The sequence below is a fragment of the Lonsdalea quercina subsp. quercina genome, assembly GCF_000688695.1.
In the GTDB taxonomy this organism is placed as follows: domain Bacteria; phylum Pseudomonadota; class Gammaproteobacteria; order Enterobacterales; family Enterobacteriaceae; genus Lonsdalea; species Lonsdalea quercina_D.
The window spans coordinates 187,447-206,829 of the sequence record NZ_JIBQ01000002.1; the positions used below are offsets into that span (position 1 = coordinate 187,447).

The 19,383-nt window shown below is 56.5% G+C and carries 18 protein-coding genes; 7 read left to right on the plus strand and 11 right to left on the minus strand.

Translation table 11 applies throughout. The features are described from left to right. Window positions 1-62: 62 nt before the first annotated feature. From SB13_RS00975 to nac, 3 genes are all read right to left on the minus strand, one after another. A complete protein-coding gene (locus SB13_RS00975) occupies window positions 63-863 on the minus strand; it encodes a LamB/YcsF family protein (RefSeq protein WP_235202352.1) in 801 nt (266 codons plus the stop codon). After that, window positions 863-1,291, minus strand: a complete 429-nt coding sequence (locus SB13_RS00980) for an acetyl-CoA carboxylase biotin carboxyl carrier protein (protein ID WP_026738563.1) — start codon at window positions 1,289-1,291, stop codon at window positions 863-865. Before SB13_RS00980 ends, SB13_RS00975 begins: the two co-directional genes overlap by 1 nt. Before the next feature lie 254 nt (window positions 1,292-1,545). Beyond that, the gene (gene nac / locus SB13_RS00985) at window positions 1,546-2,469 is read right to left on the minus strand and encodes a nitrogen assimilation transcriptional regulator NAC (RefSeq protein WP_026738564.1); all 924 of its coding nucleotides are present in this window, start codon (window positions 2,467-2,469) and stop codon (window positions 1,546-1,548) included. Between the two features lie 382 nt (window positions 2,470-2,851). On the opposite strand from nac, the gene SB13_RS00990 reads away from it, so the two are divergent. Continuing rightward, window positions 2,852-4,054 (plus strand): pyridoxal phosphate-dependent aminotransferase, encoded by a 1,203-nt coding sequence (locus SB13_RS00990; RefSeq protein ID WP_026738565.1) that lies wholly within the window; start codon window positions 2,852-2,854, stop codon window positions 4,052-4,054. 277 nt (window positions 4,055-4,331) lie between these two features. Here the strand turns inward: SB13_RS00990 and SB13_RS00995 are convergent, their stop codons facing one another. From SB13_RS00995 to SB13_RS01005, 3 genes are read right to left on the minus strand one after another with little or no spacing between them, the layout of a single operon-like run. Beyond that, window positions 4,332-5,321 carry a 5-oxoprolinase subunit C family protein gene (locus tag SB13_RS00995; RefSeq protein ID WP_026738566.1) on the minus strand — a complete coding sequence of 330 codons (990 nt, stop codon included), beginning with the start codon at window positions 5,319-5,321 and terminating at the stop codon, window positions 4,332-4,334. Beyond that, a complete protein-coding gene (pxpB, locus tag SB13_RS01000) occupies window positions 5,318-6,022 on the minus strand; it encodes a 5-oxoprolinase subunit PxpB (protein ID WP_051616379.1) in 705 nt (234 codons plus the stop codon). The genes SB13_RS00995 and pxpB overlap by 4 nt, the downstream gene beginning before the upstream one ends. A 9-nt stretch (window positions 6,023-6,031) precedes the next feature. Next, window positions 6,032-6,874, minus strand: coding sequence for a transporter substrate-binding domain-containing protein (locus SB13_RS01005; protein WP_026738568.1), 843 nt, complete (start codon window positions 6,872-6,874; stop codon window positions 6,032-6,034). A 340-nt stretch (window positions 6,875-7,214) separates the two neighbouring features. Between SB13_RS01005 and SB13_RS01010 the strand changes: the two genes are divergently transcribed. The 5 genes from SB13_RS01010 (at window position 7,215) to SB13_RS01030 (ending at window position 13,706) form a co-directional block, all read left to right on the plus strand. Beyond that, window positions 7,215-8,138 carry a DMT family transporter gene (locus SB13_RS01010; RefSeq protein ID WP_026738569.1) on the plus strand — a complete coding sequence of 308 codons (924 nt, stop codon included), beginning with the start codon at window positions 7,215-7,217 and terminating at the stop codon, window positions 8,136-8,138. A gap of 475 nt (window positions 8,139-8,613) precedes the next feature. Continuing rightward, a complete protein-coding gene (locus tag SB13_RS01015) occupies window positions 8,614-9,711 on the plus strand; it encodes an FUSC family protein (protein WP_026738570.1) in 1,098 nt (365 codons plus the stop codon). A gap of 455 nt (window positions 9,712-10,166) precedes the next feature. Then, the gene (gene aegA, locus SB13_RS01020) at window positions 10,167-12,173 is read left to right on the plus strand and encodes a formate-dependent uric acid utilization protein AegA (protein WP_026738571.1); all 2,007 of its coding nucleotides are present in this window, start codon (window positions 10,167-10,169) and stop codon (window positions 12,171-12,173) included. After that, window positions 12,170-12,694: a 4Fe-4S dicluster domain-containing protein gene (locus SB13_RS01025; RefSeq protein WP_026738572.1), complete on the plus strand. Its 525-nt coding sequence runs from the start codon at window positions 12,170-12,172 to the stop codon at window positions 12,692-12,694. The genes aegA and SB13_RS01025 overlap by 4 nt, the downstream gene beginning before the upstream one ends. 292 nt (window positions 12,695-12,986) lie before the next feature. Further along, complete coding sequence (locus tag SB13_RS01030; RefSeq protein WP_026738573.1) at window positions 12,987-13,706, plus strand: 4'-phosphopantetheinyl transferase family protein; 720 nt, start codon at window positions 12,987-12,989, stop codon at window positions 13,704-13,706. A 113-nt stretch (window positions 13,707-13,819) separates the two neighbouring features. Here the strand turns inward: SB13_RS01030 and SB13_RS01035 are convergent, their stop codons facing one another. Beyond that, the gene (locus SB13_RS01035) at window positions 13,820-15,157 is read right to left on the minus strand and encodes an NCS2 family permease (RefSeq protein WP_026738574.1); all 1,338 of its coding nucleotides are present in this window, start codon (window positions 15,155-15,157) and stop codon (window positions 13,820-13,822) included. A 261-nt stretch (window positions 15,158-15,418) separates the two neighbouring features. Here SB13_RS01035 and yieH point away from each other — a divergent pair, with 261 nt between their 5' ends. Then, window positions 15,419-16,093, plus strand: a complete 675-nt coding sequence (yieH, locus tag SB13_RS01040) for a 6-phosphogluconate phosphatase (RefSeq protein WP_026738575.1) — start codon at window positions 15,419-15,421, stop codon at window positions 16,091-16,093. A 4-nt stretch (window positions 16,094-16,097) separates the two neighbouring features. On the opposite strand, the gene SB13_RS01045 is transcribed toward yieH, so the two are convergent. The 4 genes from SB13_RS01045 to phoU all read right to left on the minus strand — a co-directional run bounded on the left by SB13_RS01045 (window position 16,098) and on the right by phoU (window position 19,380). Next, entirely contained in the window at window positions 16,098-16,814 is a 717-nt protein-coding gene (locus tag SB13_RS01045; RefSeq protein WP_036150115.1) for an amino acid ABC transporter permease, read from the minus strand. A gap of 1 nt (window position 16,815) precedes the next feature. Continuing rightward, window positions 16,816-17,565 (minus strand): amino acid ABC transporter permease, encoded by a 750-nt coding sequence (locus SB13_RS01050; protein WP_051616377.1) that lies wholly within the window; start codon window positions 17,563-17,565, stop codon window positions 16,816-16,818. A gap of 64 nt (window positions 17,566-17,629) precedes the next feature. Beyond that, window positions 17,630-18,466: an ABC transporter substrate-binding protein gene (locus tag SB13_RS01055; protein WP_026738577.1), complete on the minus strand. Its 837-nt coding sequence runs from the start codon at window positions 18,464-18,466 to the stop codon at window positions 17,630-17,632. Window positions 18,467-18,648: 182 nt separating this feature from the next. Beyond that, complete coding sequence (phoU, locus tag SB13_RS01060) at window positions 18,649-19,380, minus strand: phosphate signaling complex protein PhoU (RefSeq protein ID WP_026738578.1); 732 nt, start codon at window positions 19,378-19,380, stop codon at window positions 18,649-18,651. Window positions 19,381-19,383: the final 3 nt, after the last annotated feature.

Here is a 19,383-nt window from a genome sequence, read left to right on the forward strand (position 1 = left end):
TACTCTAACTAGCAAGGACAAGCAAGCATAAGACATAAACGGTTTGAGGCGATAAGGGCGACTTATAACGCGGTGTGCTCCCAGCTCTGCTGGCGAATTTGCTCGGAGACCGGCGCAATACGCAGGCCGGTTTCTTCAATCGTCGCGCGCAGCGTTTTGACCATCTCGATCGCCTCAGGCGTATCACCGTGGACCAGAATCGAGGAGACATCGAGCGTCAGCGTGTCGCCCTCGATGCTCTCGATCGTGCCTTCCGTCAGCAAACGGCGAACACGCGCCTTGACCTGTTCCGTATCGTGAATGACCGCGCCCGGCTTGGCGCGGCTGACCAGTAGTCCGTCGCTTTCATAGGCGCGATCGGCCAGAAAAACGCACACCACGCGTAAGCCAAGGCGTCGCGCCACGCGATCCACCGCATTTCCTGCCATCGTGCTGATAATCATGTTCGGATCGAAGGTTTTGACCGCACGGAGCAGGACGTCCGCCAGCGCTTCATCCTCTGACACCATGTTGCCTAGAGCGCCGTGAAAGCTCATATGAGTCAGCGGGTAACGCGCCGCGTGCGCGAACGCCGACAGGGCGCCGAGCTGATAGGTGACGTAGTGCGCCAGCGTGTCCGGGTCGATCTGCATACGACGGCGGCCGAATCCCATCAGATCGGGAAAACCAACGTGCGCGCCGAGATCAACATCATGCTGTTTGGCCAGCGCGACGGTTTTCGCCATGATCGCCGCATCGCCGGCATGAAAACCGCATGCCACGTTGGCCGAAGAGATCAGCGGCATCAGCGCCGCATCGTCCGCGATCTGATAGTCGCCGAAGCCTTCGCCTATATCGGCATTCAAATCTATCGATTTCATCATTAAGCCTCTGTTTTTCTCAGGGTGAGAATGACGCTGTCATACTCGACCACATCGCCTTGCCTGACCGGCATCGACGTTACCGTGCCATCGGCCGGACTCAGCACCGGCAGGTAGGCCAGCCCAACCTTCAACAGCGCCAGCAGCGCGCCTTGCCGGACTGTGGCGCCGAGCGAAACAAACGTCTCATCGCGTCCCGGATAGTGCAAACAGACCGTGCCAGGCATGCAGGCCCGCAGAATCTCCGTCTGCGGCCCCTCTTCGTCTTCCCACGCGCGCGCGGACATCGCAGCCGAGACATCGCAAGCCGGTTCAAACCTCAGGCGAACATGGTAATCGCTGCCGCCGATCTCTATCTGGGTTAACCCCGAGCGGCGCATTGTGTGGGCCACCGCGCGTAGCTCACGGAGTGCTAATGGGCTGTTTTGCATAAGTATCCTGTCAACTCGTCCGACATTATTTCGCCACGCGACGGGCGCTTCCCGTGGGTAGCTGGACAGACAGGCGGTCAACACAGGAAAGGAGGACGTTGGCAGGCAAAACGCGAATACGACCGGAATCGTCGCCTGTCGCCGACGTCCGACAACCGCCCGTCGCCCCGGCGTACTGGGGATATCCGCACTCTAACGTGGCGACAGGTTGATTCGGTAAGAGGGTTTCGCTTTGCGACGATAAGGGAGACTTATTACCCCACCAGCGCCAGCGGACGGTTGTCCGTGGTGCGTTTCACCATCAGCGATAACAGGATGTCTTTGACGACTTTCGCGGGCTGCGAGAGCGGCAGATGGTCCGACATGCAAAACGTCAGGGAGACCTGAATGTTCGGATCGACAATTTTCGCCATCCAGGCGTTACTGGCCTGCAGCATGGCGCGCGCGGCGGACTCTGGCATGATCGTACAGCCCAACCCCTCGCCCACGGCAGCATTCAGCGTGGTTTGCGACTCGATTTCACAGTTAACCTTGTAGGATACGCCCGCCTGAACAAAGGCATCGTCCACCCCCTTGCGCATCGTATTGTAAATTCGCGGCAGGAACAGGTCGTAGCGCGCGACGTCAGCCAGCGAAATGCTGCTTTTCGGCGCGTCCAGCACGTGTGGACAGACAAAATAGAGGTCTTCCTTCATCAGCGGCATAAAGCGCAGGCCGTGGATCTCGCGGCTACCGTAAATCACCGCCATATCCATACGCCCGTTCATGATGAGTTCACTCAGCGTAGTGCCGAAATTTTCATTGAAATACAGCACGATGCCGGGATGCTGCCGATGCACTTCCTTCATCAGCGGCAGCGCCAGCTGCTGGGCGGCCGTCCCCGGAGCCAGACCGACGGACACGCTGCCCGAAATGGTCAGCCCGGCGCCGTCGATGGCGATTTGCGCCTGATCGCACTGGCGCAGGATCGCCTGTGCGTGCGTATAAAGAATTTTACCCGCTTCGGTCGGCGTGACGCCGCGCTTGGTGCGGATTAACAACTGCTGATTGACCTCGCCTTCCAGCGTCGCCAGCTGCTGGCTGAGAGCGGGTTGCGCGATATGAAGAACATCGGCGGCCTGCGTCAGGCTGCCCACGTCAACGATTTTGATGAAGTATTTGAGTCGACGGAGATTCATCGTGGCTTCCTCACTGCGGGATCTTGACCTTAATCAAAGCAAGATCGGGGCCAACGCGAACGGCCATGAAAAAGGCGCGATACACACAAGAATTTCAGCCGGTTAGGTCCTCTTCGCTTGCCTTGTCTTGCGCGCTTCGTCCCTTCATTTGCACCATAGTGATGCAAGACGGCAACCCCTTACGCTGCGCCGACACGCGCAACCATTGCATTAGGTTATGTCACCACAACAAAGCGCTATTGGCCTCTGCGTTGGATTCACTTTTATGCTCTTCCCAACCTGGGTCATCCATCGACCTGCTTTTCGCACCGTGCCGCTCGCCTGATCCTGCCGTGGCAGGCCTCACCGGCATGACGCCCCTGACTGACTGGAATCTCCGCACATGCCTGAAATTGCCGATCGCCTAAAAAATGTCACCGTATCCGCCTCTGTGGCTATGACGCAGAAAGCGCGAGATCTCGCCGCACAAGGTATCCACGTTATTGGCTTATCTACCGGCGAACCGGATTTTCCCACGCCGCGACATGCCACGGAGGCCGCCTACGCCGCCGCGCTGGCGGGCGATACCCGCTATCCGCCCACCGACGGGACACCGGCGTTGCGCGCGGCTATTCAGCGTAAGTTCAAGCGCGACAACCATCTGGACTACGACATCAGTCAGATCATTACCGCTGGCGGCGCCAAGCAGATTATTTTCAACGCCTTTATGGCGACGATCAATCCGGGCGACGAAGTGCTGCTGCCGTCTCCGTCGTGGATCAGCTATGCCGATATCGTGAAGTTCGCCGGCGGTGTTCCGGTCCCTGTCGCCTGTCCGCAGGAAAATAACTTTAAGCCTTACCCGGAAGACATCGAAGCGGCTATCACCCCGAAAACCAAATGGCTGCTGCTCAACTACCCCAGCAACCCCACCGGTTCGGTCGCCAGCCGGGCCGATTTGCAAGGCATCGCGGACGTCATGCTGCGCCATCCCGACATCTGGATCCTGAGCGACGATATTTATGAGCACTTGATTTACGACGACGTGACTTTTTACACAATGGCGGAAGTCGAACCCCGTCTGCAAGATCGCGTCCTGACGGTCAACGGCGTCTCCAAAGCCTGGTCGATGACCGGCTGGCGACTGGGCTTTTGCGGGGGACCGAGCAATCTGATCAAAGCGATGAGCAACGTCAATACGCAGAACGCCGGCGGCGTGACCACGCTCACTCAGGCCGCCGCCGTCGCGGTGCTGGACGGCCCGCAGGATCTGCTGAAAGAGCGCGCGGAGATTTACCGCCAGCGGCGCGACTATGTGCTGGAACGCCTGACCTCCATTCACGGTCTGCTATGCCACAAACCTCAGGGCGCGTTTTACCTGTTCGTGAACATCGCCGCGTTTATCGGTAAAACCACCCAGGGCGGCCGTTACATCGCCAACGACGCCGACTTCGTGTTGGCGCTGATGGAAGAGCACCACGTGGTGACGGTACAGGGCGCGGCCTACGGCATGAGNCCGTTCTTCCGCCTCTCCTACGCGACCAGCATGGAGATACTGCAAAAAGGCTGCGACCGCTTGGCGACCTTTTGCGAAGGGATGCGTTAACGCCGTCTCACCGAAGCCGACGGATGAACGGGGCCGATTTCGCGCCCCGTTTTTTTATGCCCGCAGGCCATACAATAGCCAAATTCGACGCCCACAGAATCCCTTTCAGCGGCACGTCATGCCGCCAGACTGGGTGTTATCAAAGAGGAGTCATTGGGGGAGCTCGGCGCGGAAGCGATGAGAGCCGATCATCGAAAAGAAGTGGCGGGGACCCGCCCGCGATGATGCCGCGGCATGATGGACGGCTGCGCGGCATGAAAAGCCGAACGGCGGCGATCTAGCCGTTCAGCGCCGCGACAGCGACCTGATGACAACAGCGGGAGACGCCAAGCAAATACGCATTCACCGCGCGGTTGACGGCAATCGCCTCGGCGGCATCGCTTTCAACCAATTGCAGGCGATCGCCCGCCTGCGCCTGACCCAATCGCCAGAGATCGTCTTCGATGACGCCCGCAATTTTAGGATAGCCGCCCGCCGTATTGGCGTCGCTCAGCTGAATAATGGGTTCTCCCGCCGGAGGCACCTGCACAATGCCAGGGATTAACCCGTAGGAGCGCATTTCCACCGTTCGGGACGGGACGAGCGGCTCGCCGCTCAGGCGATAGCCGGTGCGATTGCTGTGCCGGGATATGGTCCATGACTGTGACCAGAACCGCGCGGCGTCGTGGGCAAACAGGTCGAATTCGCCGGAGGGGATCGCCCGTAGTTGAATGACGCCTTCCGGGCTGACCGGAAAGAGGTCGGCCAAAGCCACCGACGGCGGCACCGCGCCAATGCCGCCCGGCGGCAGCGAACATGGGTTTGCGTCTCCCGTCGGCAGGCGGTCGCCCTGCGTCAACGGTCGGCCGTCCAACCCGCCGAAGTTACCGCGCAGCGCGGTGCTCCGCGACCCCATGACCACGGGCACATCAATCCCCCCCGCCACGCACAGATAACCGCGGGCGCCCTGGCGGGGATACGACATTTCCAGCACCTGTCCGGCTTGCACCTCGCAGGCCCACCAGGGCGGGAGCGCTTTGCCGTCCAGAGCGGCGCGGCAATCGGCGCCGGTCAGGGCAATGGCGCCATCAGCGGTGAAACGCACGCGGAAAGGAAAAAGCTGCACTTCGATCCCGGCCGCGTTTTCGTCATTGCCGAGCATAAGATTGCCGACGCGCAGCGCCAGCGCATCCATCGCCCCGCTGACCGAGACGCCGATATGGCGAAAGCCGGTGCGGCCAAGATCCTGAATGGTATTCAACGGACCGGTTTTCATCACCTCAATCACAGTTCAATCCTCTCAGGCAGAAAACGGATGCTGTCTCCGGGCGCCATGACCGCAGGCGTTTCCGCCCAAGGGTCGAACAGCGGCATATCGGCGAAGCCGATCGCGTTCCAGCCGTTCGGTCCGGTTAACGCCGATACCCCCGTCTGCGCGCCGCCGATGGTCACGGTGCCTTTCAACATATTCAGCGACGGCACTTTTTTGCGTGGCGTCGCCAGCGCCGGGTCCAGGCCGTGCAAATAGCCGAATCCCGGTGCGCTGCCGAGCGCGAAAACCGTGTACTCACCCTGATAGTGACGGCGGATGACCTCTTTTGCCGTCAGCCCGGTGAACTCGCACACGGCATCCAGATCCGTCGCGTGCTCGCCGCCATAACAGACGGGAACATCAATCCGTTTACCCTGCGAGGTGGCGGCCCGCGCGCGCTCCCAACCGTCCTGCAGCAGATGGACGATGGCGGAGGGCTCCGGCGGGATGTGCTTGAACAGCACTAGTAGGTTGGTTACGCCGGGGATCAGCGATTCGATATCGTCACGTTGCCGCAGTAACGCCGCCAGCGCCCAGATGCGCCTTTGCGCCGGAAGATCGAACTCGCCCGGCGCATCGACCAGATAGGCCCGACCGCCAATCGTAGACACTTTTACCTGCTCGCCCTGACTGACGAGCGTCAAGGAGACGCGCTCCGGCACGTCGCGCGACAGCATGGTCATGAGTTATTCCAGCGGTTCGAATTTCAGACTTGAAAGCGGCTGCACTTTTTCTTCGCGCACCATCTTGTACTCGGTGTTCGGCCCAATCCAGGTATTCCAGATAGCATCGATAGCGCCGGCGTCGTCCATCGCCTTCAGGCTGCGATTCACTTCCGCCAGCAGCGCGGGCTCGTCTTTCTTCATCCCCACGCCAATCGGCTCCAGCGCCATCGGCTCTTTAATCATACCCAGCTCGATGCCGTCTTTTTTCGCCTGAGAGATCATTTTGATGGCGGTCATGGTGTTGGTGACGAAGCCCACGACCTTGTTCTGCTCAAGCGCCAGAAAGGCGGAGGCCGCATCCTGAAAGGTGACGGCTTTCGCGCCCGCCAAATGGATGGATTGTTCGGAGGTGGTGCCTTTGGTCGCGCTGATGCGTTTATCTTTAAAGTCCGCCCGCGTTTTGTTCTCGTTCGGCTTCTTCACCACCAGCATCTCTTTCGCGACATAGTACGGGTCGCTGAACTGGATTTGGTTGCCGCGCGTTTTGGTATACGCCAGATTGGCAACCAGCACATCGGCGCGGCCGGTGGCGATGACGGCGATACGCGCCTCAATCGAGGTCGGCATCAGATTGGCCTTGACCCCCATCTCCTTCGCCAACGCATGACAAAGATCGACATCCATCCCCACGAGCTGACGCGTTTTGGGGTCGGGAGAAGAAAATGGCGGCACGTCGGAATAGACCGCACAGTTTAATTGGCCGCGAGCGTGGATATCCGCGAGTAAATCCGCATGGGCGGCGGGTGACAACGCCGCCAGCAGAGGCATGGCCAAGACGGCACCCGAAAGCAATTTCAATTTCATCACGAATTCCCCGCTATTTTAATTAAGATTCAGAGTTCTTCTGACGCAGGCGCGGCAGAAGCAGAATGAAATAACTTACTAAAAATAAAGAGATAACCGCTAAAACTTTGCGTGACTCTTCCAGCAGTCTGACTATAGAAGCGATGAAAGCCGATGTATAAGACGGAAAGCGTGTGTGGTGATATGCAATTTGTATGACGGGGAGAAAATATAAGGAAAAACTATCCAGACAGAACGAAATTATCTTAACGGCCGCGAAGACAGTCACTTTATGGTAAGGACGATTTCCCGCATCAGGAAAGCGAATGCCGATATTGCAGCCAGAGAGTGAAAATAGACAATGAATTCCAAAATGGGCGTACTCCTGAAAATAATGTCGGCGCTGTGTGCGACATTAATGCTGGCATGCGTCAAAGGATTAAACGGCGCGATCCCCACCGGCGAAGTCATTTTTTTCCGTTCGTTCGTAGCGCTATTTCCCCTGCTTATCTGGCTCAAGTTCCAAGGTAATATTCTCGATTTAATCAAAACTCGCAATTTGTTTGGCCATCTCATTCGTGGTTTTTCCGGCACGGGCGGTATGTATTTTAACTATCTCGCACTGGTCTATATTTCGTTGGCGGACGTGACCGCCATTAGCTACGCCGCGCCGTTATTTACCGTCATCATGGCGGCGATATTGTTGAAAGAGATCGTCCGCTTTTATCGTTGGCTGGCCGTCGTGGTTGGTTTCTCAGGCATTCTTGTGATGCTGTCGGCGTATCTCGGCGCCAGCGGGTCTGTCTTTTNGTCTACCTCCGGCGTCGCAAACGGATCGATCATCGGCGTCGTTTTCGCGCTGCTGGCCGCGCTCTGCACCGCCGCGTCGTCAATACAAATTCGCTTCCTCAACGGTGTGGAAAAGCCCGGCGCCATTGTCTTCTACTTCTCGCTGATGACCATGTTCATCGGTCTGGGAACGCTGTATTTCGGCTGGCTGATGCCGACGTTTCCGCAGCTCCTCCTGCTGATTGGCTGCGGTTTTTTCGGCGGTATGGCGCAGATACTGATTACCCTGAGCCTGCGCTACGCCGACGCCTCGCTGCTGGCTCCCTTCGACTACACCACGCTGGTGTGGTCAATGCTGATCGGTTATCTCTTCCTTGATAGCGTGCCGGGAGGCTCAACCATCGCCGGCGCGGCGATCATCGCCTGCGCCGGTATCTTCACCGTATGGTGCGAACGACGTCAGAGGAAAACGGTTATTCGGCGCTCAGTTGTTTAGTCGTGAAATGATTAAATAACCTTTCTCTTTTTACCCGCCACGCTGAATGATCCGCGGTGAGAAATCATCTCAACCTAATGTATTAATAATATTTTCACCCCAGGATCATTTTTCTTAAAAGTAATCACTGTTTTTTTTATTTACAGCGCCACCCATTAAAGTCATTCACCTTTCCCTCCATAAAAAAGAATTCCATTCACCATAAATATGAGAAATTTCGCATTGCCTTGCGTTGAAAACATCAATTTACAATTCATTACTGCTGATGGAGGAAATTATCTTCTTATAAGAACAAGGTTGGGTTTCCGGAGGCTGGCCCATTGTTAACTTTAGTTAAAAAAGATGCTATCCTCTCTATCCGTTGTTGGATGACATCATTTCGTACCGGTGGAAATAGGGGTTTTCGCGATCGACAATTAACTTTACAACACAGAAGTTAATAGTGATTTAGCGGGTGCTTTTAAAAGAAAAGACCATGAAAGTAGAGAATTTACAATACAAATATTATCGCACCTTCCATGCGCTGCGCTTAACGATTTCTTTTATTTTCGCTTTACTCCTATTGGCAAAACTGGATTTGGTCAAAGACGTCTCGTGGATCCTGATCACCATGGTCGTCATCATGGGCCCGATGTCCTATAAAGGCAGCGTCTATCCCCGCGCCATCCAGCGCTCGACCGGCACCTTGATTGGCATCATCTTCGGTATTCTTTCGTTTTATGCGGGGAAATACACCTTTTCGGGCATGATTGTGATCATCGCGCTCGGTATATTTACCTGCGGCTATTTGACGCTAAGTAAAATCCCTTATGCCGGGATACTCATTGGTATTACGCTTTCAGTGACCGTCAGCGCGTCGGGCGGGAATTTGGATATCGCGTTGTGGCGAATTTCCGACGTATTTATCGGCTGCGTCATCGCCGTCATTTTTTCCAGTATTTTACCGCACAAAGCGAGTATTCACTGGAATATAGAGCTGTACAAACTCATATCCAATCTGCATCAGCTTTACTGTGCCAATTTATCTCGCAATCTATTTAACCGGCCCGAATTAAAAAATCTTAACAGTACTAATAAAAAAACCATCTCCAATATATTAAAACTCTCCACACCAGCCCAGAAAGAAACCAGAATAGATAAAAAAATTTATACTTCACTGCAGGAAACCATTCTCGATATTATCTCTTATCTCAATTTGATTGAAAAAGCCTTCTGGGACTGTTCTGTTAGTCACCATATTATTTGCGCCTCTTCGCTGTCGAAAAAAATTAATTACGCGATCGATTACCGCTTTAAAATTTTACAAGCGCTTATTCGCGACGATATTAACGATCCGGATGCCATAAAGAAATTCCACCATAAAGAGTTTGAACAGGAAGTGATGCAGGAACTGCGTTCAACGCTGCTGGACCAGCACGCCGGAAACGACATCGCGATAGAGAACAAAATTTACGGCTATTTTTATCTGGGCACCCAGATTATCGACAAGCTGGATGCGCTGGCCCTGCTGCTGAGCACGATGAAGTCACAGCAGCGCAGGCACGTCCACCTGCGCGTCAGGAATCGCGCCTAATAACGCTTTCGCCTCCTGACGCCGACGGCGCCCGCAGCTTATCTGGACCTTCAGCGACCGCGTGGGACGCTGAATACCTTTGAAAGACTTTACGCAATCGTTCTCTTTCTTCCGCGCCGGGTTTTGTGTACAAGATAATGACTCTCAATACGCTAACATACTGAATAAATTTGATTATTCTTCTTTTTGATTCTCTGTTTTATATCAAAATAACCGGAGCGGGTAGCCGCTAGGATAAAAATTCCACGCCAGACCACGAAGCCGCTATCCTTGATATGACTTCGACACCTGCCCCAAGCTTTTCGCTCTGGCCGGACAATTAAAAAGTGTGACGGTCGTCACCCAAAAAGTAAGCAAGCGCTTACTTTTTGTTATTTTAAAGATAAAGTAAGACGCGGTATCGGCCTTTATGCAATGCCGTATCCTGCATCAACACGATCTTATCGGGAGAAGATATGAATCGGTTTATCGTCGCAAACGCCAAGGACTGCATCGGCTGTAAAGCCTGCGAGATTGCCTGTGTGATTACCCATAACAATGGCGCTTATCCTGAAAGCGCGGAAAACTTTACCCCTCGTATCCACGTCTTTCATAAAGCCGAGCTGCATACGGCGGTCACCTGCCATCACTGCGAAGATGCTCCCTGCGCCGCGATGTGCCCGACACAGGCGCTGGTGAGAAAAGAGAACAGCATTCAAGTTATCGCCGAGAAATGCATTGGATGTAAGACCTGCGTCATCGTCTGTCCTTTTGGCGCGATATCAGTCGAAACGACAGAAAAAACGCCGGATACCGCCTCCGCTCACAAATGCGACCTCTGTATCGGCAGAGCCGAAGGTCAGGCTTGCGTTGAAGCCTGTCCCACCCACGCGCTGCGTTTGGTTAGTGAGCACACACTAGAGCAGCAGCGTCAGGAAAAACAGCGTGAAACGGCTCAGCGTTCCGCGCCCGGTAACTGGCGGGCCGCGCCGCCCTATAACCCATCGCGCCCCNCTCTGCTGAATAAACGCAAAGGCTGGCCGCGAATGGACGCCATCAAGAAACCGCTAAATGAGCGCGTTTCCACGTTCAATGAAATCTACCTGGGCTTTACGCCGGAGCAGGTCCAGGATCAGGGCGGACGCTGCATGACCTGCGGTCAGCACTCCGTCTGTGAATGGACTTGCCCGCTGCATAACAACATCCCTGAACTGCTGCGTCTGGCGAAAGAAGGCCGCATCATGGAAGCGGTCGAGCTGTCGCATCGCACCAGCAGTCTGCCCGAGATCTGCGGACGGGTTTGCCCGCAGGATCGTCTATGCGAAGGCGCCTGTACGCTCGGAAAAGAAGCATATGGCGCGGTGACCATCGGCAACATCGAACGCTACATCACCGACAGCGCGCTGAAAATGGGCTGGAAACCCGATCTGAATCAGGTCAAGCCGACCGGTAAACGGGCGGCGATTATCGGCGCGGGCCCCGCCGGGCTGGCCTGTGCGGATGTCCTCACGCGTAACGGCGTCAAAGCGGTGGTCTTCGATCGGCATCCCGAGATAGGCGGCCTGCTGACGTTCGGCATTCCCTCCTTCAAGCTGGATAAAGACGTACTCATCCAGCGCCGTGTCCTGTTTGAGGGCATGGGCATCGAATTTCATCTCAATACCGAGATCGGGCGCGATATCTCGCTGACGCAACTGTTGGATGAATTCGACACCGTTTTCGTCGGCGTCGGCACCTACCGCTCCATGAAAGCCGGTCTGGATAATGAAGACGCACCGGGCGTTTATGATGCGCTGCCGTTCCTGATTGCCAATACCAAACGAGTTATGGGCCTGCCGGACCTGGAAGATGAGCCTTATGTCTCGATGCAGGGCAAACGCGTGCTGGTGCTCGGCGGCGGCGACACCGCCATGGATTGCGTACGCNCTTCAATCCGACAGGGTGCGGAGTTGGTCACCTGCGCCTATCGTCGCGACGAGGCGAATATGCCGGGGTCGAAAAAAGAGGTGAAAAACGCCCGCGAGGAAGGGGTGGAGTTCATGTTCAACGTACAGCCGCAGAAAATCTGCCTCAACGATCAAGGCGAAGTCTGCGGCGTCAGCCTCATCCGTACCGAGCTGGGAGAGCCGGATGCCAGCGGCCGCCGCCGTCCGCAGCCGGTTGAAGGTTCCGAGTTCATCCACCCGGTGGATGCCGTGATTACGGCGTTCGGCTTTCAGTCTCACGCGATGCCGTGGCTGGATGACGCAGAAGTACAGCGCAACAAGTGGGGGCAGATCGAGGCTCAACCGCTCGGCCGCAATGCCTGCCAGACCAGTCATCCACGCATTTTCGCCGGCGGTGACGCCGTACGCGGCGCCGACCTGGTGGTCACGGCGATCGCTGACGGCCGTAAGGCGGCGCGCAGTATGATCAACGCGATGAGCGAAGCGCAAACTGCCGCGGCGACATCTCGCGTCGACTCGCAGGAGCTGGTGCGATGAATTCGTTCGTCATTGCCGACGCCAGCCAATGCATTGGCTGCCGCACCTGTGAAGTCGCCTGCGCCGTCGCCCACACCAGCGGCGGGCTAAGCAGCCTGAATACCGCGTCATTCGCCCCCAGGCTAACGGTCATCAAAAGCGCCGAGGTCAGCGTGCCGGTGCTCTGCCACCAGTGCGAGAACGCGCCCTGCGCCAGCGCCTGCCCGCAAGGCGCCTTGGTCGCCCAGAACGACAGCATTCAGGTAGTTTCGTCGCGCTGTATCGGCTGTAAAAGCTGTGTCATTGCCTGTCCCTTCGGCGCAATTCAGGTGGTGACCTCGCCACAGGAGAAGGGTGAACCGCCCGCCCGCAGCGAAGTGCACAAGTGCGATTTGTGCCGTGGCGTGGCAGATGGACCGTCCTGCGTCAGAGTCTGCCCGACTTCGGCCCTGCGGCTGGTGACGCCCGACGTTCTGCGCCAACAAAGGGAAGAGCGGCAACGGCAGTCGGCTGGAGAGCGTTCCCATTCGCACAGGCAGTAGCGTTTCAGGCAGTTTTAGCGCCACGACAGCAGATTGGACATAACTAAACATCGGTCATCCCACCCCGCCGTGCCCTTGTCTCATGGGCGATCCTGCTGACGGCGACTCTCCTTGTTTCAACGAGGCAAGGAGAGAATTTTGACGAAAACAACACATGCACTCACTGTTGAATATTAATCCGTTAATTTGTGCTTAGTTAATATTTTTGTCTGTGATATATAGCATCACAGCGTTTATATCGTCTCAGCTAACCTCGGACGCCCCAATTTGCGTCATTATCATGGAGTGAATTATGACCTGCCATTTCGTCAGGTGGACCAGCACGGAAGTTTTGCCCAGTCTGCAACGCCTGTCTGACGACCTGATCGCCTCAACGCAGAGTTTTTCGATGAAGCGGCGCGAACGCTATCTGAAAAGCCGGGCGTTATTGGCAGAACTCATGTTTTATCTGTTTGGCTATCCGATGCTGCCTCCTTTGATGACTGCGCCTAACGGCCGCCCCTGCTTTAGCGATATCAACCTGCCCAGTTTCAGCTTGGGCTACGCGGGGAATACCATCGGACTGCTATTGAGCGAGACGGGCAGTGTGGGGATGAGTATGGAGATCGTTCACGTGCGGGCGTCGCAACAGCCGCAGTCAGAGTGGCAGACGCAGGCGGAGAAGGCGTGGGTAGACGCACAAATCGACCCGCTGGAAGCTGCCTCTCAGCTCGCCGTCATCCGCCAGTCCGTGCTCAAAATACCGGGATTCAATCTGGACGGCAGTAAGTCGTTGAAGCTTCATCCGGCGTCAGGGAGACTGCGCGTGGCGCATTTGCCGGAAGTGGAGGCGATGAGCGACATTGACGATTATCTGGCGTGGGCCTGCGCCCGGACGCCGCAGCTAAACCGGCTGGTGCTGTGGAACTACACGGTGGCGGGAGGGCTTAGTAAAACGTCGGAGATTATCCAACAACAGCGCCAGTCGACCCGGTTTATGAAACTGACCAGCCGCTCGGCGGAGAAAAAATAACGCGGCGACAGCCGCGTTATTTTTGTCATCGTCAGAAAAGCGACAGCGTGTTGTCATCGCCCCGAACTGACAGCATCAGGTGATGACTCCACGCCGTGTTAGCCGGGCAAACATTAATGCGCGTCGACGAAGACAATTTTCAGCAGGAACAGCACCGCGACTACCACCACGCAGGGGCTGATTTCACGCCAGCGTCCGGTCGCCGCTTTCATCACACAGTAGGAGATAAACCCAAGGGCGATCCCTTCGGTGATAGAGAAGCTGAACGGCATCATGACGGCGGTGATAAACGCCGGCACGGCTTCCGTCAGGTCTTCCCATTTCACGCGTGAAAGGCTGGACGTCATCAGTACGCCCACATAGATCAGCGCGCCCGCAGCCGCGTAAGCCGGCACCATCCCCGCCAACGGCGACAGGAACATCACCAGCAGGAACAACACGCCCACCACAACGGCCGTGAGGCCGGTACGACCGCCGACCGAAACGCCGGAGGAGCTTTCGATATAGGCGGTAACCGAGGACGTTCCGATAAAGGCGCCCGCGACTGAGCTGATGCTGTCCACATAGAGCGCGCGCTTCATCCCAGGGAACTTGCCCTTTTCGTCCGCCAGCCCGGCTTTCTCGGTCACGCCGATCAGCGTACCGGAGGAGTCGAACAGGTTAACCAGCATGAAGGAGAAAATGACGCCGGAGAGTCCGAGGTTTAACGCCCCCGCCAAATCGACCTGACCAACGACGTTAGTGACGCTCGGCGGAAGCGAGAAGACGCCGGAATATTTCACATCACCCAGCAGCAGGCCGATGGCCGTTGTGATAACGATGGAGATCAGCACCGCGGCATGAATGTTGCGGGAGGCGAGCACTACGATGATGAAAAAACCGAGTACGCCCAACAACACGCTGTGCGAGGTCAGTTTACCCACCGCAACCAGCGTGTCCGCATTCGGCACGATGATCCCGGCGTTTTTCAGCCCCATCATCGCGATAAACAGGCCGATGCCGCTGGCGATACCCAGACGCAGACACTGTGGGATATTAGCGATCATCCAGTAGCGGATCTGGAACACAGACAAGAGCAGGAAACCGATTGCGCCCCAGAAAATAGCGCCCATCGCCACCTGCCAGGGCAGGCCCATCGCGCCGACCACGGCAAAAGCGAAAAAGGCGTTAAGCCCCATCGCAGGCGCCAACGCCACCGGCAGGTTCGCCAGCAGGCCCATCAGGATACTGCCGAAAGCGGCGATCAGACAGGTGGTGACAAAGACGGCCTGCGTATCCATACCGGCCACGCCGAGGATTTGCGGGTTAACGAAAACGATGTAGACCATCGTCAGGAACGTCGTAAAGCCCGCGATCGTTTCAGTACGCGCCGTGGTGCCGTGCTGACGTAATTTGAACACGCGTTGCAACAGCCCACGCTCAGACGCGGAGCCAGTTTGAGATTTATCCATGAGTCATAATAGCCTGAAGAAAGGGAAAGATTATCCGTCAGGTATCCTATACCAAAATTCTCAGTGGTTGACGCTGTTGCCCCGTTTTTTTATCTACCATAAGGACATCCTATGCATAGGCGAGAAAAGGCCGCAGGGTGACTCAAGGAACACGTCGCGTTCGCGGGCGAATCCGACCTTTTCCTGCGGACACAAGCAATTACAACCGCATCATTGTGCAGTAAAGTAAGGTTATCTTTTGTCTCCCCGGTAAGGACGGTCATGTCCCAGATTGAGTGCGTTTTCTTTGACTGCGACGGAACGTTGGTCGATACCGAAGTTCTGTGCTGTCAGGCCTATGTCAATGTGTTTGCCACCTACAACGTATCGCTGGCATTAGAACAATTCATCGCCGAGTTTAAAGGCGTCAGGCTCCACGACATTATTCTCCGCACCTGCGAACGCTATCATTTGACGCAAGAAACCGCCGTATTGGAGCAGGAGTATCGCGACGAAATCGCCCGTTTGTTCGATGCGGCCCTGCAACCTATTCCCGGCGTACGCGAACTGCTGGAAACCCTACAGGTCCCAACGGCGGTCGTCTCGAACGGACCGGTGAGTAAAATGCAGCGCACGCTGGGAAAAACGGCGCTTCTGCCCTTTTTCGGCGATCGCCTTTACAGCGGCTACGATATTCAAACCTGGAAGCCAGACCCGGCGATCCTCTACTACGCCGCCGACCAGATGAAGGTGGCGATTGAGCGCTGCATTTTGGTGGAGGACTCAGAGGCCGGCGTACAGGCGGGCATCTCCGCCGGGATTCCGGTGTTCTACTACTGCGCCGATACGCTTAACCGGCCCATTCATCACCCGCTGGTCACCCAGTTCGATGATATGCGCGCGCTGCCCGCGCTCTGGCGCGAACGCGGCTGGGCTCAGTTAACGCGCGACCGCTGAGCGGTCAGGCCGTCACCTTTCCTCGCGCGACTTTCTGGACACGGCGGCCCCCATAACGACGGCTGATGCCGGTCGCCAGCACATCCAGCGCCAGACACAAGACAAAATAAACCAACGCCACGAACAGAAAGACCTCCAGCGGATAAACCATGCTGCGGTTGTTGACCTGCGTCGCCAAAAACGTCAGCTCGCCGACGCCCACGATATACGCCAGCGACGTATCTTTAATCAGGGAAATCCACTGGTTGATGAACGAAGGCACCATCATGCGGAGCGCCTGCGGCAAGATGATGTAGCCCAACGTCTGCCAGCGATTAAAGCCAAGCGACAGCCCCGCCTGCCACTGACCACGCCCAATAGCCACAATCCCGGCCTTAACCCCGTGCGCCAGATAGGCAGAGGCGATCAGCGCCAGCGCGCAGACCACGGTGGTGATCTCCGGGATATCCACGCCAAATAGCACCGGCAGCAGGAAGTAGGTCCAGAAAATCAGCATGATGACGGGAATGGCGCGGAAAAATCCCAGCACCATCGCCAGCAGCGCGGCCAGCCAGCCCCGGGACATGGCGAGTGCGATGCCGAACAGCGTGCCCAGCACGGCCGAGGCGACGCCCGCCATCAGGCTGATCGCTAACGTCAGCGCCGCCCCGCCCAGCGGCCCTTCGGGAAACGTGCCCCACATCAGATAGGTAACGTTATCGCGGATGATCGTAAAATCCATTTCAGCGCCCCTCCGTCGACTTCCGCTGTTGACGCCACATGCCCCACCCTTCGAGCACGGCAATGGCGCCGATATAAAACACCGTGGCTACGCCGAAGGCCTGGAAGGTGCGGAGCGTTTCGGTTTCCACCTGACGTGATGCGTATGACAACTCCGCCACGCCGATCGCCATCGCCAGCGACGAGTTCTTGATGACGTTCATGTACTGTCCCAGCAGCGGCGGAAAGGCGATGCGCAGCGCCTGAGGCAACAACACATAGCGCATAGCCTGCCAGCCGGTCAGACCGAGCGCCTGGGCGGCATACTTTTGACCTGTCGCGACGCCGGCCATCCCCGCGCGCAGTTCTTCGGCGATAAAGGCGCTGGAATAGAGCGTCAATCCCAGCAGTCCGGCGAGAAATTCAAATGAGGGCCACGGGAGCGCGAACCCCAGTGCGGAAAGTTCATGCGGGGTGTTCAACCACTGCATCACCGACGACGGAAACAGCTGCCCGGCCCCGAAGTACCAGAAAAACAGCTGGACCAGCAGCGGCGTGTTGCGAAACAGCGCGCTATAGGCGATAGCCAGCCAACGCGCGACGTGTACGTGACTGTCGCGGGCGGCGGCCAGCACCATGCCGAATAGCGTGGCCATGACCACGGTGGCGGCGGAGAGGCCGAGGGTCATCAGGAAACCTTGCCACAGCCATGCCAGATAGTTCGGCGCAAGCAGCCACTGCGTCAGCCAGTGTTGTATCGATTCAGGAAACATCATAAACAACGATGCCCTCCGAGGTACGGAGGGCGAATGAGAACGTCAGTCATCTGTGGGGAAATCAGCTTTTAGGTTGTTGATCTAACGGCGCGAATTTAAAGTCGCCGCGCGGCTGGGCGGAAAGCGTATCCGGCCCGAACCAACGGTTGTAGATCTTCTCTGCCTCGCCGCGCTTTTCCAGATCCGACAGCGCGTCATTGACCTTTTGCGTCAGCGCCTCTTCCCCTTTGGGAATACCCACCCCCTGATATTCGCGCGTGATGCTGAACGGGGAGATTTCAAACTCGGCCTTCTGCGCCGCCGGGACGTTCGCCAGCAGACCGACCAGTTTGGCGTCATCCTGCGTTATCGCCTGCACATTGCCGTTACGCAAAGCGGCGAAGGCCAGCGGGGTGTCGTCATAAGAAATGACTTTCGCCGTAGGGTAGTGCTCGCGCAGCGTAATTTCCTGCACGGTGCCTTTATCCGCCCCAATGCGCAGATTTTTGATGTCTTCCGGAGTCTTCAACACGCCTTTACGGGCGATGAATTTTTGTCCGGTGGAGAAGTAAGGAATACTGAAGTTCACCTGTTTGGCGCGTTCGTCGGTGATGGTGAAGTTGGCGGCGATAAGATCGACTTTTTTCGACACCAGCAGAGGGATGCGGTTAGCGGGGTTGGTCGCGCGCAGCTCGACTTTGACGCCCAACGCTTTGCCGACGGCTTCAGCAATATCGACATCGTAGCCCACCAGCTTTTTGCTCTCTGGGTCCACATAGCCAAACGGCGGATTACTGTCGAAAACGGCGACTTTCACCACGCCGGACTTCTGAATATCCGCCAATTTATCCGCCTGCGCGGTCCCTGAAATCGCGGCCAGTCCGGCCACCAGCGTTAACGCCAAAAAGTGATGTTTCATGTGTTATCCCTGCCCCATTTTTTATTGGTTATAGGCTAACACCCGACTAAATATAGGGAAATAACATATACGACTATAATATAATCTTATGTTACATATCTCGCCGCGCGTCCGATTTCGCCGGACGGGAAAAGAAAAAGCCCCGCAGTGCGGGGCTGATAGGTCATACCGGAACCAAGACGTTAGTGGTCTTTTTTCGCGTCGTTTTCGATGAGCAGTTTTTCCAGCGCATCGCCGCCGACATGGCGAAAATCCTGACCTTTGACGAAATAGAAAATAATTTCGCAAATGTTCTGGCAGCGATCGCCGATTCGCTCGATGGAGCGCGCGCAAAACAGGGCGGTCAGCACGCTCGGGATGGTGCGTGAGTCTTCCATCATGTAAGTCATGAGCTGACGCACAATGCCCTCGTATTCCTTGTCCACCTTGCGATCTTCCCGGTAGATGCGGATCGCTTCTTCCAGATCCATACGGGCAAAGGCATCCAGTACGTCGTGCAGCATCTGCACCGTGTGCAGCCCCATCGACTCCAGGCTGACCAACAGCGGCTGATGCTGGTGGGAGAATTTCTCCAGCGCCGTGCTGCAGATTTTGTCCGCCACGTCGCCGATGCGTTCCAGTTCGGAAATCGTCTTGATGATCGCCATGACCAGACGCAGATCGCTCGCCGTGGGCTGACGTTTGGCAATGATGCGCACGCAGGCCTCATCAATGCTCACTTCCATCATATTGACCTTGGCGTCGCCTTCGATGACGCGCTTGGCCAGATCTTCATCCTGGTTATGCATCGCCGTGATGGCGTCCGTCAGTTGCTGTTCGACCAGCCCGCCCATCGTCATCACCTGAGTGCGAATATGCTCAAGTTCGGCATTGAACTGACCGGAGATATGTTTATTCAGATTGAGGTTTTCCATCAA